The organism is Roseburia intestinalis L1-82 (assembly GCF_900537995.1).
GTDB classification, from domain to species: domain Bacteria; phylum Bacillota; class Clostridia; order Lachnospirales; family Lachnospiraceae; genus Roseburia; species Roseburia intestinalis.
Window position 1 is genome coordinate 2,486,449 of sequence record NZ_LR027880.1, and the last position, 15,609, is coordinate 2,502,057.

Annotated in this window: 11 protein-coding genes; 3 read left to right on the forward strand and 8 right to left on the reverse strand. The window is 42.4% G+C overall.

Going from position 1 to position 15,609, the window contains the following annotated elements; all coding sequences use genetic code 11:
• Positions 1-7 precede the first annotated feature (7 nt).
• Both RIL182_RS11760 and RIL182_RS11765 read right to left on the reverse strand, forming a co-directional pair.
• Positions 8-1,255: a DUF5716 family protein gene (locus RIL182_RS11760; protein ID WP_022112332.1), complete on the reverse strand. Its 1,248-nt coding sequence runs from the start codon at positions 1,253-1,255 to the stop codon at positions 8-10.
• Between the two features lie 15 nt (positions 1,256-1,270).
• Positions 1,271-4,858, reverse strand: a complete 3,588-nt coding sequence (locus RIL182_RS11765; RefSeq protein ID WP_243128681.1) for a DUF5717 family protein — start codon at positions 4,856-4,858, stop codon at positions 1,271-1,273.
• A 46-nt stretch (positions 4,859-4,904) separates the two neighbouring features.
• Here RIL182_RS11765 and RIL182_RS11770 point away from each other — a divergent pair, with 46 nt between their 5' ends.
• Entirely contained in the window at positions 4,905-5,993 is a 1,089-nt protein-coding gene (locus RIL182_RS11770; RefSeq protein WP_006857824.1) for a pyridoxal phosphate-dependent aminotransferase, read from the forward strand.
• Positions 5,994-6,187: 194 nt separating this feature from the next.
• Here the strand turns inward: RIL182_RS11770 and groL are convergent, their stop codons facing one another.
• From groL to RIL182_RS11795, 5 genes are all read right to left on the reverse strand, one after another.
• A complete protein-coding gene (groL, locus tag RIL182_RS11775; RefSeq protein WP_015520416.1) occupies positions 6,188-7,810 on the reverse strand; it encodes a chaperonin GroEL in 1,623 nt (540 codons plus the stop codon).
• Positions 7,811-7,854: 44 nt separating this feature from the next.
• Positions 7,855-8,139 (reverse strand): co-chaperone GroES, encoded by a 285-nt coding sequence (groES, locus tag RIL182_RS11780; RefSeq protein ID WP_006857823.1) that lies wholly within the window; start codon positions 8,137-8,139, stop codon positions 7,855-7,857.
• 227 nt (positions 8,140-8,366) lie between these two features.
• Positions 8,367-9,512, reverse strand: a complete 1,146-nt coding sequence (locus tag RIL182_RS11785; RefSeq protein ID WP_006857822.1) for a DUF2974 domain-containing protein — start codon at positions 9,510-9,512, stop codon at positions 8,367-8,369.
• A gap of 21 nt (positions 9,513-9,533) precedes the next feature.
• Positions 9,534-10,316, reverse strand: coding sequence for a Cof-type HAD-IIB family hydrolase (locus RIL182_RS11790; RefSeq protein ID WP_006857821.1), 783 nt, complete (start codon positions 10,314-10,316; stop codon positions 9,534-9,536).
• A 231-nt stretch (positions 10,317-10,547) separates the two neighbouring features.
• Complete coding sequence (locus RIL182_RS11795) at positions 10,548-11,996, reverse strand: 4Fe-4S dicluster domain-containing protein (RefSeq protein WP_015560436.1); 1,449 nt, start codon at positions 11,994-11,996, stop codon at positions 10,548-10,550.
• 237 nt (positions 11,997-12,233) lie between these two features.
• Between RIL182_RS11795 and RIL182_RS11800 the strand changes: the two genes are divergently transcribed.
• Both RIL182_RS11800 and RIL182_RS11805 read left to right on the forward strand, forming a co-directional pair.
• On the forward strand, positions 12,234-13,358 hold the full coding sequence (locus RIL182_RS11800; protein WP_006857818.1) for a GGDEF domain-containing protein: 1,125 nt from the start codon (positions 12,234-12,236) through the stop codon (positions 13,356-13,358).
• The gene (locus RIL182_RS11805) at positions 13,355-14,290 is read left to right on the forward strand and encodes an alpha/beta hydrolase (protein WP_006857817.1); all 936 of its coding nucleotides are present in this window, start codon (positions 13,355-13,357) and stop codon (positions 14,288-14,290) included. Before RIL182_RS11800 ends, RIL182_RS11805 begins: the two co-directional genes overlap by 4 nt.
• Here the strand turns inward: RIL182_RS11805 and RIL182_RS11810 are convergent.
• Positions 14,287-15,429 carry a hypothetical protein gene (locus tag RIL182_RS11810; protein ID WP_006857816.1) on the reverse strand — a complete coding sequence of 381 codons (1,143 nt, stop codon included), beginning with the start codon at positions 15,427-15,429 and terminating at the stop codon, positions 14,287-14,289. The genes RIL182_RS11805 and RIL182_RS11810 overlap by 4 nt on opposite strands.
• Between the last annotated feature and the right edge of the window lie 180 nt (positions 15,430-15,609).

Sequence of the window (15,609 nt, forward strand, 5' to 3'; positions counted from 1 at the left end):
CCTTTGTCTACTGTACATTTTCCAGTGACATCATATATTCCCATGTTTTGTCAGAACTCTTAAATATCTCCCCAAAGCCAAGGTCTTTGATCCTGATCTTTACTTCCATGTCGGAAACCGGCTGTGCTTTGATGCGAAGACGCGTTGTGCGTGGCGGACGTTCGGGAAGATCTGCAAGCGTGAGTTTCTCAATCTTCGCTTCCTTGCTGTTTGGCAGCTGCAGCCAGAAATCGATCTCGTTTGATCCATCCAGCAATACTTCGCATTCTCCAACAGTCTCGTACCAGTTATCTCCTGCACTGATCAGCGTAAAAAACTCTGTTTTTCCCTGGCTCTGCACTTTCAGGCTTACATTCACTTTCATCTCATTATCGCCCATATAGACAAACTGCCAGCTGTTTTCTTCCGTCATACACTTTCTTGCCGCTGCATAACAGGCACCCTTGGAATAAAGATTTTTCCCCATAAAAACCCTGCGACCTTTGCACAAAAAAGAAAGGGACTCCTTCATCCATTCACCATCAAAACCGTCTCCGGTCAGGTAAACTGCCGAAACAATATGCCCTCCTGTCACTTCTGATACGATTTTTAAAAAGCTGGCATCTTTATTTGCCCGGTCTATATTCCGCTGTTCCTCACTGATCGTGACAAGCTGCGGCATGGTTCTTTGATCCCGTTCCAATCTCCTGCACCAGACCTCATCTCCCCGGTTGTCAAACAGACACACATCATGCAGCCATAATTCTTTTTGCTGGCTGAATGCGAAATAATAAAAACTCTCTCTCCTGTCAATGAGTGTCAGCTTTCCCTCCGGTATTCCAATTCTTTCTGCTACCTGAAGAAAGAGCTCCGTCACCTCCCGCGACAGCTGTTCAAGCGTGATAACCAAAAAGTCAGGTATCACAGGATTCCCCAGTTTTCCCGCAAGATATACCAGCTTTTTTATGTAGAGTGCTAACAGTTCCTGTGCCTTATAAGTTTCCCCCTCTATGAAAAACTCTTTTCCCGCAAGAGCTGCCTGCAGCAGACCGGATACTGCTTCCTCTCCCTGCAAAAGTGCCAGACGTTTTGCCTCCTCACCGATAAACCACTGACCGATCCCATGTTTTTTGGCAAGTATCAGAGGAATCTGGTATACTTCACTGCCTGCCACTGTGCTGACAGTCTCCGGTTCTTTCATATTCAATTGGAAATAACTGATCACGGCATTGTCATTATCAAGATCAATGCCAAGATAATACGACGTTTTTTCCACTTTTCTCCCTCTTACTTATAAAATACGGAATACCTCATTCGTTACCATCTGCATTCCATAGTATTGTTTCATTTCTCTCTTTTGCATCTCACGTTCTCCCATCGCGTGATGCATCAGCATGTCATTCAACATTTCATACCTTCCATGAGATTCTTCGTCCGGTACATTTCGGCAATTTAAGCAGGCACTTTCCGTTATCTTCTCCTCCGCCTTTTCCTGCTCTGTCATATAATAAAGTACAGACTCGCCAAAAAATAAGACAAATTCCTTGACAAAAACACCATCATAGACCTCATTTAACAGTGACTGCTCGTAATGTTCTCCATCCAGGCTAAAATGAATCATAATTTTTTGTCCCGGATCTGTATGATATTCCACAAACGCTTTGTCATACAAATGATACTTTAAACGTAATTCTTTCTCAAACTCCAGGAAAAATGCAAAGCAGCGGTTCTTAGACGTGTACTCTTCCAACAATTCATCTGCCACCTGATACATCGCATCTGATAAATGCTCTTTCTCTGAGAAATATTTCAGCAGCCCCAGTTTACACGCATCGTTGAGAGGATTTCCTTCCTGATAACGGGCAAAGATCTGTTCAAATACATACTCCGGTACCACCATATTCCTCACCAGCCATGCATCTGCAAAATACGATAAATATGCCATACAGATCAGTTCCCTTCCCCCGCCTTTTACATAACTCTCGTAGATCTCTTCAATATCCGCAATATAATCAGTCGAATACAGCATCTGGCTTAAAATACGTTCCTCAAGATCAAACGTGTCAATATCAAATGCTCCCGCAGCTTTCCAGATCTCCGCCATCGTCTTTGTTGCACCATTATAATATTTACAAAGATAGATAAGGATCACATCATTATAAGTGCCTCTGTAAAATACATGCTCTGCAAACCCAAGAAGGAAATCATCTTCCTCAAACCCTGCTGTATGAATCGCATAACTGCACAGAGAAACGCATGCAGCCGTATCCATGTGCTCATACCCACACTCTTCTGCCATGCGATACGCAGTTTCATACAAATGTTCTTCCGTCAGGTACTGCATCAGCATACGGCGCGCAGCTGCAGATAACAATTTATGATCCAGACCGGTCAGACAGCCCGCCTCATACTTTCTTTTCCGGTAAAATGATATGATCTGTTCTGCAATTTCCCTTTTATAGCGGTCACTCACCTGCGGTGCTTTTAAAACAGTCCACACACCCGGAAAATCTGAATCATCCACTCCATCCGCAACTTTTTGCTGCATGGAATATAGAATATAGGATAATTCTCCCTGTGCAAGTTCTGTACACTTTTTCACACAATGGTTAATATCCATCAGCGGCTCTTCACAACAACCGATTTCCTCACAGAAACGATTACCATAAATGTCCTCCATGATCAGGCAGTAATCCTTTGTATATACAGTAAAGTATGCAGCCCCGTTCCGAATCACGGATTCCCTGTTATTCACATGATTGCATGCTGGGCTGCATGCATATTCATAAACTTCTATCTTTGCTGCCTGTGGATCCGTACAGATCATCTTGTGCGTAAAAAGAATTTCAGCTGCCCAATGCGCAATATCACTATTTATAATCCCCTGTTCAAACATTTCATCATATATCACGGCCAGATTATCATCGATATGACCAGCCTCCATCTGCTCCATCGCAAACCGTTCCATGATCGGCAGATATTTCTGATATACCTCAGGCTGCACCTTTTTTGCCGCAATAATATTGACAAATAAAACCGCTTTCTGCTGCCAGGACAATCCACTGTCATACTGAAAATACAGCTGAAGCATCTTTGGTACACGTTCTAATTTTCTTCCATCCAGTGATAAAAGATACGCTTCATACAGGCTCGTGATGCGGATCTCACGTTCAATTCCAAGTTCATACCAGTGATGATACTTTGCACCAAAGCACTGGCTGCGGATCAGATATCCTAACACCGCCGTCAGCATTTCATCATCCGGTTTCACCTCATAACACGCCTCTAAAATATGGTATAAAAACGGATGATATTCTTTTTTTTCTGAAATAAGCCCGGCCACCTGTATTGCTATATCCCGTGTCATAATGCCCCATCTTGCAGTCCAGTATAATATGCGAACCTCAAATGATCCAAGTCTCGCCAGTAAATATGGATCCTGCCAGATCAGATAATATGCCTCCAGATAAAAATACGGGCTGTTATCATAACGCATCCAGTCACGAATTGCTTCTAACCTTTCTGCCGGCTTCTGATAATACTCTTCTTTTAAAAATAACAGCACCCAGAACAACATCGAATTATCCGGATGCAGTTTAAAAATCTGTTCCACTTCCGTCGTCAGACGATCCACATAGGACGGCTCCCGCTCCATCAATGTGCACAGATAAAGATAATACCCCCATTCCGGACTTTCATGATCCTCACACGTCCGTTTAAAATCATCTAATATCCAGGATGCCTCCTGTCTCTGGCGGTTGATGATCAGCGTCTGTGCCTTCATCAGTCCATAAATCTTTTCATTCTCACACAAAACGGAAAGATGATCCAAAATAACCCCCGACTGGTTTGCCCATACTCCGGTCACAATCCGTTTCAGGCGGTATTCCAGATAAAGCTGCATTAATTTTATGCGTGATTTCTGGATATCAAAAAAAACAGGTTCATCCTTCGTTTTATTTTCCTGCTTAGTCGTGGCACACACCGTATAGATCAATGGTTTCTGTCCCGGTATCTCCAGACGGATCTTTCCAAAATTCCTTCCCGCATGCATTTTTTCTGCCACAATATAATATTCCACATCACAGATACTTCCCACAAACATCTCATCGGTGACCCGTGGTTTCTTTAAAACCAGAAATTCTGCATCCGAATGGACTCTGATTTCAAGATATCCATGCTGGTTTCTGTTCACCTGAAAAGTTTCAAGTCTGTTTTCATGCACCTGGTAAAATATGGCACTGCTTTCTTCCAATGAAACCACAGTCCGCTTCTTTTTGTGGATTCCGATCAAAAACTCCTCCACTTTCTGTCCGGATGGTGTTCCTTTCGACAAACCCTCATATAAAAGCATCTCCCTTTTTTCATCCGGATGAAATATGTTTTTAAACTTGCCCGAATAAAACAGATGAAATGCCTCGTCAAAGTCGTTTTCTGATAATCTGGCAAAATCGGATAAATTTTTCACTTTGCCAACCGAGGATTCTGCATACAGTTTTGAAACAGACACAACAAAAGAAAGGTTATATTCACCCTGTTCTACTACGATACAGAACTCTCCTTTTTGAATATCACCTTCGATCAGACCATAACTATGAAATTGGTAACGAATCCTTATTTCTTCCCCTTCAAACTGCGGTGTCAGACATTCCATCCTCGGATTGGAAGAATATACGATTCCACGCATCGGCACATGATTTGTGCTTGTGATCACGAAATCCCCCGAAATATCATTACCTTCCATTGCTGTGATGTCAATCTTATCCACAGAAATTGAAAGAGACGGCTTTAAGTGTTCGAATTTTCCCCTTGCCAGTTGTTGTATCCGTCTTCGCAAATCGACACCTGCTTTTTCTCTCTTAATTGCTTGCTTTTTCAATGACAATCATTATAATAGATTATAAACCAATTTGGAGGAGTTCGCAATGATAAAACACAAAGACCATTTTCACGGAAGTGATTTAGAAAAAATAGAACAGATTTACGGCATCAAAAAAGAAGAGATCGTCAGTTTTTCCGCAAATGTCAATCCGCTTGGCGTATCACCGCTTCTTCGGACCGCTCTCTCCGAGCAGATCGATGTGATCACGACATACCCTGACAGGGAATATACCTCCCTGCGCAAATGCATTGCAGAATACTGCGGCACCGAATACGAAAACGTCATCGTAGGAAATGGTTCCACGGAACTGATCTCTCTTTTTATACAGATCGAGCACCCGAAAAAAGCGATGGTCATCGGACCTACTTATTCCGAATATGAGAGAGAGATTTCACTCGGCGGAGGCACAACACTCTACTATCCGCTCCGTGAAAAGGACAACTTCCGCTTAGATGTCGACGATTTTATCTCCCATTTAAATGAAAGTATTGACCTGATCGTCATCTGCAACCCGAACAACCCTACTTCATCCTGCATCACCAGAACGGAAATGCGCCATATCTTAGATGCCTGCAAGGAACATGACATTTACGTTATGGTGGATGAAACTTATGTGGAATTTGCTGATAATATGGCTGAAATCTCAGCCGTGCCGCTGACAAACTATTATAACAACATCGTTATCCTGCGCGGCACCTCAAAGTTTTTTGCAGCACCGGGTCTTCGTCTCGGCTATGCGATCACAGGCAACCGTGACCTGATCAAATCAATCAATACCAGGAAAAATCCGTGGACGATCAACTCCCTTGCTGTCGTTGCCGGAGAGACGATGTTCCGTGACACTGCATATATCAAAGCCACCAAAGATCTGATTTCTTCCGAGCGAGCAAGGATCTACCGGACATTCCAGAAAAGTCCTGATTTTAAAGTGTATGAACCGAGCGGCAATTTCATGCTGATACGCATTTTAAAAGATGATCTCACTTCACAGGATCTCTTTGACCGCGCAATTCGCGAGAAAATGATGATCCGCGACTGCTCCACCTTTCCATTTTTAGACAACAAGTACATCCGGCTTTGCATCATGAATCCGGAGGACAACGACAGACTGCTTGCATGTCTGCTCCGTTAAGTATTCATTAAGTATTAGCAGGGAAGTTTTGGGACAACCCCAAAGCTTCCTTTTATTCATGATAATAGAATGTTCGCGGAGCGTGCATTTTATTATTTTGGGACATAAAAAACGACAGACCGTACGATCTGCCGTTTTTTCATGACCATAGATTCCTGTCGAATCCATACCATCGATTCTTTTTTCCCCTGTAATTACATCATTCCCATGCCCGGGTTACCTGCTGGAACTGCCGGAACATCTTCTTTGATGTTTGCAACAACAGACTCTGTTGTAAGCAGTGTAGATGCAACAGATGTTGCGTTCTGTAATGCTGTTCTTGTAACTTTAACCGGGTCAAGGATACCATTCTCAACCATATCTACATATTCTTCGGTTGCTGCGTTGAATCCGATACCGTCTTTGGACTCTTTTACTTTGTTGATGATAACAGCACCCTCAAGACCTGCGTTTGCAGAAATGTAGTATAACGGAGCTTCGAGAGCTTTTAAGATAACCTTTGCACCGGTCTTCTCATCACCCTCTAAGGTGTCAGCTAACTCTGCAACAGCTTTGGTTGCATGGATATATGCAGAACCGCCGCCTGCGATGATACCTTCTTCTACTGCTGCTCTTGTTGCATTTAAAGCATCTTCCATACGAAGTTTTGCTTCTTTCATCTCTGTCTCAGTTGCTGCACCGACACGGATGACTGCGACACCGCCTGCTAATTTAGCAAGTCTCTCCTGTAATTTCTCTTTATCGAACTCAGATGTTGTCTCCTCGATCTGTCCACGGATCTGGTTTACTCTGCTTGCGATTGCATCTTTGTCACCGGCACCGTCAACGATTACTGTGTTCTCTTTCTGAACTTTGACAGATTTTGCACGGCCTAACTGATCCATCGTTGTGTCTTTTAATTCCAGACCAAGATCAGAGCTGATTACCTGACCACCTGTTAAGATTGCGATATCTTCAAGCATTGCTTTTCTTCTGTCACCATAACCAGGTGCTTTGACAGCTACTACGTTGAATGTACCACGCAATTTGTTGACAATCAATGTGGTAAGTGCCTCACCCTCGATGTCCTCAGCGATGATGAGTAATCTTGCGCCGCTCTGTACGATCTGCTCTAACAGAGGAAGAATCTCCTGAATGTTGCTGATCTTCTTATCTGTAATTAAGATGTAAGGATCATCTAATACTGCTTCCATTTTGTCCATATCTGTGCACATGTAAGCAGATACATAACCACGATCAAACTGCATACCTTCTACTAAGTCAAGCTCTGTCTGCATTGTCTTAGATTCCTCGATTGTGATAACACCATCGTTGGAAACTTTTTCCATCGCGTCGGCTACCATGTTACCTACGTTCTCATCTCCTGCAGAGATTGCAGCTACTTTTGCGATCTGGTCTTTTCCGTTTACTTTGGAAGACATTGCAAGGATTGCTTCTACAGCTTTATCTGTTGCTTTCTTCATACCACGGCGAAGGATGATCGGGTTTGCACCTGCTTCAAGGTTCTTCATACCTTCCTGTACCATTGCCTGTGCTAAAACAGTTGCTGTTGTGGTACCATCACCTGCAACATCGTTTGTCTTTGTTGCAACTTCTTTTACAAGCTGTGCACCCATGTTCTCGAATGCATCTTCTAACTCGATCTCTTTTGCGATCGTAACACCATCGTTTGTGATCAGTGGAGCACCGTAGGATTTGTCAAGTACTACGTTTCTTCCTTTCGGTCCTAATGTTACTCTTACGGTATTTGCCAGTTTATCTACACCTGCACCTAATGCTGCTCTTGCTTCTGTGCCATATTTAATTTCCTTTGCCATATCTGTCTACCTCTTTCTGAATTTATTAATGATAAAAATATGTTTTACTCTACAACTGCGAGAATATCATTCTGTTTTACAATGATGTATTCTTCTCCGTCTAATTTTACTTCTGTTCCTGCGTATTTCGAATAAATTACCTTCTGACCTGCTTTTACCTGCATGGTAACTTCTTTTCCATCAACCATTCCGCCAGGACCAACTGCTATAACCTCTGCCTCCTGTGGTTTTTCCTGTGCACTGCTTGTAAGGATGATACCTGATTTTGTAGTCTCCTCTGCCTCACACTGTTTTAATACGACTCTGTCGCTTAATGGAACTAATTTCATGTTGCTTACCTCCTGCTTATGATCATCTGTTTTATTTCTTTTGAGTAGTTATTAGCACTCATTTCTTTTGAGTGCTAACTTATGGTTCATATAATAGATTTTTATATTTGAATCTGCAACCAAATATATTTCTATTTATAATTATTTATTCCAATATTTTCTTATTTTTTCTCTCTTTTTCTCGTTTTTTTATAAGTTCACTCATTTTCTGTGATTTTATACTTTTTTTATTTTTTCAACGGAGACTGTTTTACCGTGCGTTTTACGGTCTGTTTTACCGTCTCCTTCATTGCTTTATTTCCTTCCGTCCAAAGCAGTTTTAAGGCTCTTGAAAACAGTTTCTGCCGCTCCGGTGAAAGTTTACTGGTTTCCTTCATCAGTTCCTGTATTTTCTTCCATTTACTGTGGTAAAAATCATCTACCGTACGGATCCCGACTTTTTCGATCATATCAAATGCTGTCTCTACGATCTGTGCTCTCTCTTCCTCGTCTAACTGGTAAATCCATGATTTCATCGTTTCATCCAGCAACAGGCTCTGCGCCGCAACCTGATCTACATGTACAAAAGATCTTCCGAGTACCTCCCATGACATGGCATCGTGCTGCTGGATCCCGCTGTTTGAGCTCTTGACAACTTCAAACGACTCCTGATGCTCTAAGAGCATTCCGACAATGGAAGATTCCGGCAGGATCGTGTGCAGCTTTGGCAGCATGCGCTGGTACTCTGTGCTTTCCACCATATCGCTCCGGAATCCCGGACCATCATTGCTGTACACATTTAAAATCTGGTTCTGGATCTGCGGATCACATTTTACGGAGGCATACACGGCAAAATTTCCACCCTTTGAATGGCCGCCGACACGCACCCTCTGCTTTTTGTCTGTCACTGCACGGTTCAAATATTCCACTGCCCGGAGCTGTCCCGGCGTTTCTGACAGATAACCCATATTAAAATCTTCCCGCCAGCCCGTGATCGTGTTGTCCGTTCCACGAAATGCCACATACAGGCTGTCATCCGGCAGTTCCACACAGACCGCCGAAAACTGAAACTGTTCCTCATCCCGGATCTCGTTGACATAGCAGCGTAGTTTTACATTCGAAAAACGTTTTGTTTCTGCCATTTTCTCCATAACAAACGGAGCCGATTTCGTCATGGATACCCGCGCTAAGATTTCGTCTTTATCATTCTTTTCCCAAAATTGTCCGGATGCCTCCTTAAGCGGTACTGCCGGCGCATTTTCCTCTGCAGTAACGATCCCCTCAAAATCAACATATGCAAGCTGCGCTAAAATCAGATTATCAACTTCATTAAATTCATCTGCCTCAAACGATAAATCACCACGCCAGTCCATATAATCCATGATATTTGCCATTGTTTTCCCCCTGTCTTTTATTTAAATCAGCCCATAATGTTTCAGTCCGTTCCAGATCCCATCTTTATGGATATCTGTGGTAACAAATTCTGCCGCATTCTTTGCCACATCCGTACCATTTCCCATGGCAATCCCATGTGCCACAAATTCAAGCATTTCCACATCATTAGCGCTATCCCCGAATGCATAGGTATCTTCCTTTGCGATTCCAAGAGACGCACAGAGGCGCTCAATGCCGCTTGCCTTTGAATGCCCCGCCTGCCCGATCTCTAATATTCCATCCGGCTCATGGACGATCATATCAAACTCCGTTCCCAGTTCTTTTCTGACAAGTTCTACATCTGCATTTCCAAGTTCCGCACTCAGCTTATTTACCTCATATTGTGCAGTCCCGGTAATACTTTTTAAGTTTTCCCCAAGCTCATTTCTCAGATAAATGACATATGGATCGTCGGCAAAATCTTTTTCATCCACATAAATATAGTTCGGTCCCTCTAAGACCATCGGGATCTGATGTTTCCGCAGCACTGCAAGGATATGCCCGATCTGTTCTTTCGTCAGCAGCAGTTCAAACAGCTTTTCCCCATCAAACTCGATATGTGTGCCGCACGCTGCCACGATTCCGTCAAATCCAAGTGCAAGTAATTTGGGACTTTTAATATTTGACCGGCTTCTTCCACTGCATAGAAATGCATAATAACCATTTTTTCTGAGCTCTTTTAATGCTTTTTTTGTACTTTCCGGAATATTCATTTTAAAATCCCACAAAGTACCATCTATATCAAAAAATACTGCTTTTTTCATTGTCGATTATCTTTTCCCTTTCTGCTGTGTTGTTTTTTATTCTAACAGAATTCATTCCTTAAGCAAAGTCTTTTCCTGTCTGAAACACGAAACCTGAAATGGACGGCTGCTGTTCAGACACAAAAATGCCGCGCAACTCTATTACAGGTCACGCGGCATAAATATGCACATGATTCTACTCGCGATGCAATGCCCCGCTCATATTATTCGCGATGCAATGCTCCGCTCGTTTTACTCGCGGTGCATGGAGAAGCTTTCCATGTCATAATTCTTTAAGTTGTCATGGATCGTACGGTCGTCTGCCTGTCCGATCAGTGTATCACGATTCTTCTTGGAAGAAACCTGATCATTGAATGCACTTGGACCACCGACACAGCCGCCTTCACATGCCATACCTTCGATGAAGTCTTCCGGCAGTCTTGCTGCTTTTAACAGAAGTAATGCTTTCTTACACTCTGCCGCACCGTTTGCCTTGCATACGGTTGCTGCGATCTCATCGTTAGACTCTTTTAAACTCTCAAGTACTGCAGCTGTTACACCGCCGGAGTTTGCAAAACGTTTACCAAATGTAGAAGCTGTCTGGTCATCGTTTGCACATGGCTGTAACTCAACACCTTTTGCTTTCATCATTGCACGGATCTCGCTGTATGTTAATACATAATCTGCATTTCCCTCGATCTTCTGATCTGCCACTTCAGACTTCTTGGCAACACAAGGTCCGATAAATACAGTGATTGCTTCCGGATCTTTTGCTTTGATCAGACGTGAAACTGCACACATCGGAGACACTGTTGTGGACACGCACTCTGCTAATTCCGGATAATGTAAACGCACCATATTTACGAATGCCGGACAACAGGAAGTAACTTTCTTATTTCCCTCTTTATATGCCTCAGCCCACTCTTCTGCCTCATAAGCTGCCGTCATATCTCCGCCAAGACCTACATCATAGAAATCTGTAAATCCCATCTCTTTCATGGCTTTCTTCCAGCTTGCCATGGTGATATCAACACCAAACTGACCTTCTGTTGCCGGAGCTGCCATTGCATATATATGCTTACCTGCTTTTAAAGCCTCGATAACCGGTACAATAAATGTTTTGGATGCGATTGCTCCAAACGGACAGCTGTGGATACATTTACCGCAGCGGATACATTTTTCTTTGTCGATCACGGAAATGCCATACTCATTGTATGTAATCGCATTAACCGGACAGCTGAATTTACATGGTCTCTTTAAATGTGCGATTGCATTGTAAGGACATGCCTGTGCACATCTTCCACACTCTTTACATTTGGAAGGATCAATATGGGAGCGGTCTCTTCCCGGCTCAATTGCGCCAAATTTACATGCATTGACACATGCTTTTCCAAGACAATTCTGACAGTTTTCTGTTACTGTATAACTGGAAATCGGGCAATCCTCACATGCGGAACTGATAACCTGGATCACATTTCCATCATCCTCTGCACCCGGTGCCTTGCCCTCTGCTAAACGGACTCTCTGACGGATGATCTCCCTCTCTTTATAAATACAACAGCGAAACTGCGGTGTCGGACCTGGAATGAGTTCTGTTGCGATGTGGTCTCTCTCTTCTTCAAGTCTGCCTTCAAATGCAAGCTTTGCGACTGTGTAGAGTACATCGTGTTTGATTTTAATCACATTTTCATCTGCATACATCGTGTTTTACCTCGCTCATCTTATCTTTGTTAACTTTTTAACCATCTTAGACATTATATATTATCTGTATGGAAATTCAAGTACTTCGCATGTTTTTATTGAGAAACACAGTAAGTTTTTCACCTCTTATTGAGAAAAAGCGCCTTTCATGCTATAATTAAGCTGTTCGTCTGCCTGACGATCATACATTTTACAAAGGACTAAGAAGGTACTACCTGTACAAAACCGGAGATTTTTATGAATACATTTTCCAAACTTTACGATACAGAATTGCACAATCAGGAGATCAAATCAAATAAACGGACTTTAATGGGGTTTTGCTGGTTTTTCCTGACACTGCTGCTTGTCTGGGTTTTAACCATGATCAATTTCTTTCTGATCAGTAAATTTTTAATCAGTCTTTCACTGGGATTTACGGTACTCTTACTCATTCCTCCTGTCATTATCTATAAAAAGACCGATCTCTCAAGTCCATGGATCAAATATTTATTTCTGGCATTGATCAGTATCATCTGCTCGATCATTACCGCACTGCTTACCTATCATGCAGTTTTGATTTTCGTTATGCCACTGTTATTTGCGATCCAGTACCGGAAACGTCAGGCGCTCTGGTTTTCCTTTATTTTTAACACGATTACCATGTTTATCAGTTCCTATGTGGGATTTTATTACGGACTGTGTGACCTGAATCTGCTCTTAGAGAGCACCCATACAAGAAACTGGTACCTGCAGACTATGACCGGTTCTTTTCTGCAGATTCCTTTTAATGAAAATCCTATGTTTATCATTGCCGTCTTTGAAGTTTTGCCGCGTACACTGATCCTGCTTATTTTTACGATCATGCTTCAGTATACTATCATCAGGAGTCACAATGATGCCCTTAGGATTGCAGAGCTTACCTATCGCAAGGATATGGATGCCCGCACAAAACTTTATAATAAGAATAAATACGAAGATATGGCTGTAAATTATTATCCATCCGTCGGATATATTGCCGTTGCATTCTGGGATCTGAACAATTTAAAAATGATCAATGATAACTTTGGACATGCTGTTGGCGATTCCCTGATCCAGACCATGTCAGAGAAATTGCTTGCCGTTTCCAATGAAAGATGCCGTACTTACCGTGTCGGCGGTGATGAATTTCTGCTGATCCTTGATGATCCGGCACCTGGTGAAATAAACCGGATCATACAACAGGTAAAAACGGAACTCTCTTCCGGCACTGGCACTACCGGTCTCCGTATCCTTGCTGCAGTCGGTTCGGCAGAAGGATGTGGAGCCGATATCCGTTCACTTGTAAAAAAAGCAGATGCCGCCATGTATTCAGACAAGGCAAAGAGCAAGGAGGGCAGATCATGATCTATATTCTTACAGCATGTTTAGTTTTGGTATTTCTTTTGTTTTTCACTTCCTATCTGCTATATCGCGGTGTCTTTTATTATCCGCAAAAAAAGCATGTCGACCCGTACCAGATACCGGATGACATGCTCTATGCCCCTTATAAAAATGCTATGCTCCATCTTCTCCATGAAATGGAGCAGACTCCCTATGAAGAAGTTTCTATCCGGTCACAGGATGGTCTGTCTCTGTGCGGCAGACTTTATCTGTTTCGTCCGGATGCACCGCTTATGCTCTTTTTTCATGGATATCATGGAACTTTTCTCTGGGATGGTCTGGGATCTTTTCGCTTCTGCAGGAAAAATCATATCAACCTTCTTGTAGTCGATGAGCGCAGCCACGGGAAAAGTGCCGACCAGATCATTACCTTTGGTATCCGGGAATGCAAGGATGTAAAATGCTGGGCAGATTACGCTGCAAAACGCTTTCCGGAAAAATCCCTGATCTTATCCGGTGTATCTATGGGTTCTGCTTCTGTCATGATGGCATCTGTTCTCTCCCTGCCGTCTTCTGTGAAAGCCCTGATCTGCGACTGCGGATACACTGCCCCTGCCGAAATTATCAAAGAAACCATACGGTCTTTTCATCTGCCGGTTTCTTTCTGTTATGCCCTGCTGCACTTTGGCGCACGCATTTTCGGGCACTTCAATCTCAGTGAATCAACCGCATTATCTGCCGTAAAACAGACAAAACTGCCCATTCTCTTTATCCATGGGGATCATGATTCCATCGTTCCACCAAAAATGTGCGACGAACTTTATGATGCCTGTGCATCCAGAAAGAAAAAACTGATCATTACAGGCTCCCAGCACGCTGTCAACGCAATGGCTGATTTTGATTCCTATGAACGGGAGATCATGAATTTTCTCAAAGAATCCGGAATAAAGATTTAAAACCCAAAACCGGCAAACTCTCCAAATAATTCTAACAGCTCAAAGCCGTTTAGCTTCATAAGATTACATTCCTCTCCCGTCAGTTCAGATATCTGGCAGCCTTTTTGCACAGAGATCCTGCCACTCAGACTGTCCGTATCATCCGATTCAAACGTAATTGTTCCGTCCTTTGCTGCAAGGTTTCCGCTAATATTTGTCTGAATCGTTGTCGTTTTCTCCCCCGTCAAAAATGCGATTTTCATATTCTGTGTCCGGAAATCACCTCCCAGGAACAGAACATCTATATTCTGTGCATTTTCATCATCCTCATAATTGACAGAAACAGATGCCAGCTTATTCTGATACAAATATACACTGCATTCCATCTCCCCGGCCGCAGATATTTTATCATAAAATACCATAAAAACTTTTCCCACCGGATCCGCAGATATTTTTGTCCCGTCCCCGTACTTTTTCTTCACAGCCTTCTCCGCTGCATCTAATACATTTTGGGCATTATCCTTGCTGATTGTAAACTGATACCCCGCACAGTTTCTTTTCTGACCATCAATTTTAAATTCTTTTTTTTCTGTTTTCTTTATTTTCAGTTTGTTAAATTCTTTCCGCGCCTCTTTTAATATATCTGTTCCGATCGTTTTCTGCTCATTTCCACCATATAGTTCTTCCAAAATGGTATCGAAACGTTCCAGCTTTTCCGAACCGATCTTTTTCGCAAGATATCCACTTTTTCCACCATTCTTATAATCGTATGTAAATACTTTCGAGCTCAGTGACGGAAGCTGTGTTTTCAGCTCTTTTTCATCCAGTGTCATTACAAATTCCAGATCCGGCAGCTTATCTAAATCTATCGTTCCCTTTAACTGTTTCTGATCGGAAACGGATGCATATTCTGCCTGGATTTTCTGCTCTTTCCATTGTCCGTCCATCGAAACGGTGTAATCCTCATCCTTTGAAACATCTGCGGTTTCCGGCTGATCCTTGATCGTATGATATGCTGCATATAAAATCTTATCACCTTTTCTTAAAAAGAAACCATTCTTTATCCCTGCAAACAGTACGATTGCCAGGATTACAATAATTCCCGCAGACAGCACCCATATTTTCTTTGAAAATTTTTTATGATCATTTTGCTTTTCCATTGTAAGCCTCCATTTAGATCCTGAAATATCAAATTCATTTTTCCCGTTTTCTTTTTATCCGGTTTATTTTATTCTTTTTTTCATGCCTTGTAAACCTGTTTTCAACTATTTTTATTTCCATTTGTGCTGCTTTCTAATACAATGTTTTCATCCGTACAATAAGCCTCTATACAATAAAAA

Coding starts and splice junctions, on each gene's coding strand:
- RIL182_RS11800 (WP_006857818.1), top strand. CDS start 12,234: ATGAATACATTTTCCAAACTTTACGATACAGAATTGCACAATCAGGAG.
- RIL182_RS11810 (WP_006857816.1), bottom strand. CDS start 15,429: ATGGAAAAGCAAAATGATCATAAAAAATTTTCAAAGAAAATATGGGTG.
- RIL182_RS11770 (WP_006857824.1), top strand. CDS start 4,905: ATGATAAAACACAAAGACCATTTTCACGGAAGTGATTTAGAAAAAATA.
- RIL182_RS11785 (WP_006857822.1), bottom strand. CDS start 9,512: ATGGCAAATATCATGGATTATATGGACTGGCGTGGTGATTTATCGTTT.
- RIL182_RS11805 (WP_006857817.1), top strand. CDS start 13,355: ATGATCTATATTCTTACAGCATGTTTAGTTTTGGTATTTCTTTTGTTT.
- groL (WP_015520416.1), bottom strand. CDS start 7,810: ATGGCAAAGGAAATTAAATATGGCACAGAAGCAAGAGCAGCATTAGGT.
- RIL182_RS11795 (WP_015560436.1), bottom strand. CDS start 11,996: ATGTATGCAGATGAAAATGTGATTAAAATCAAACACGATGTACTCTAC.
- groES (WP_006857823.1), bottom strand. CDS start 8,139: ATGAAATTAGTTCCATTAAGCGACAGAGTCGTATTAAAACAGTGTGAG.
- RIL182_RS11790 (WP_006857821.1), bottom strand. CDS start 10,316: ATGAAAAAAGCAGTATTTTTTGATATAGATGGTACTTTGTGGGATTTT.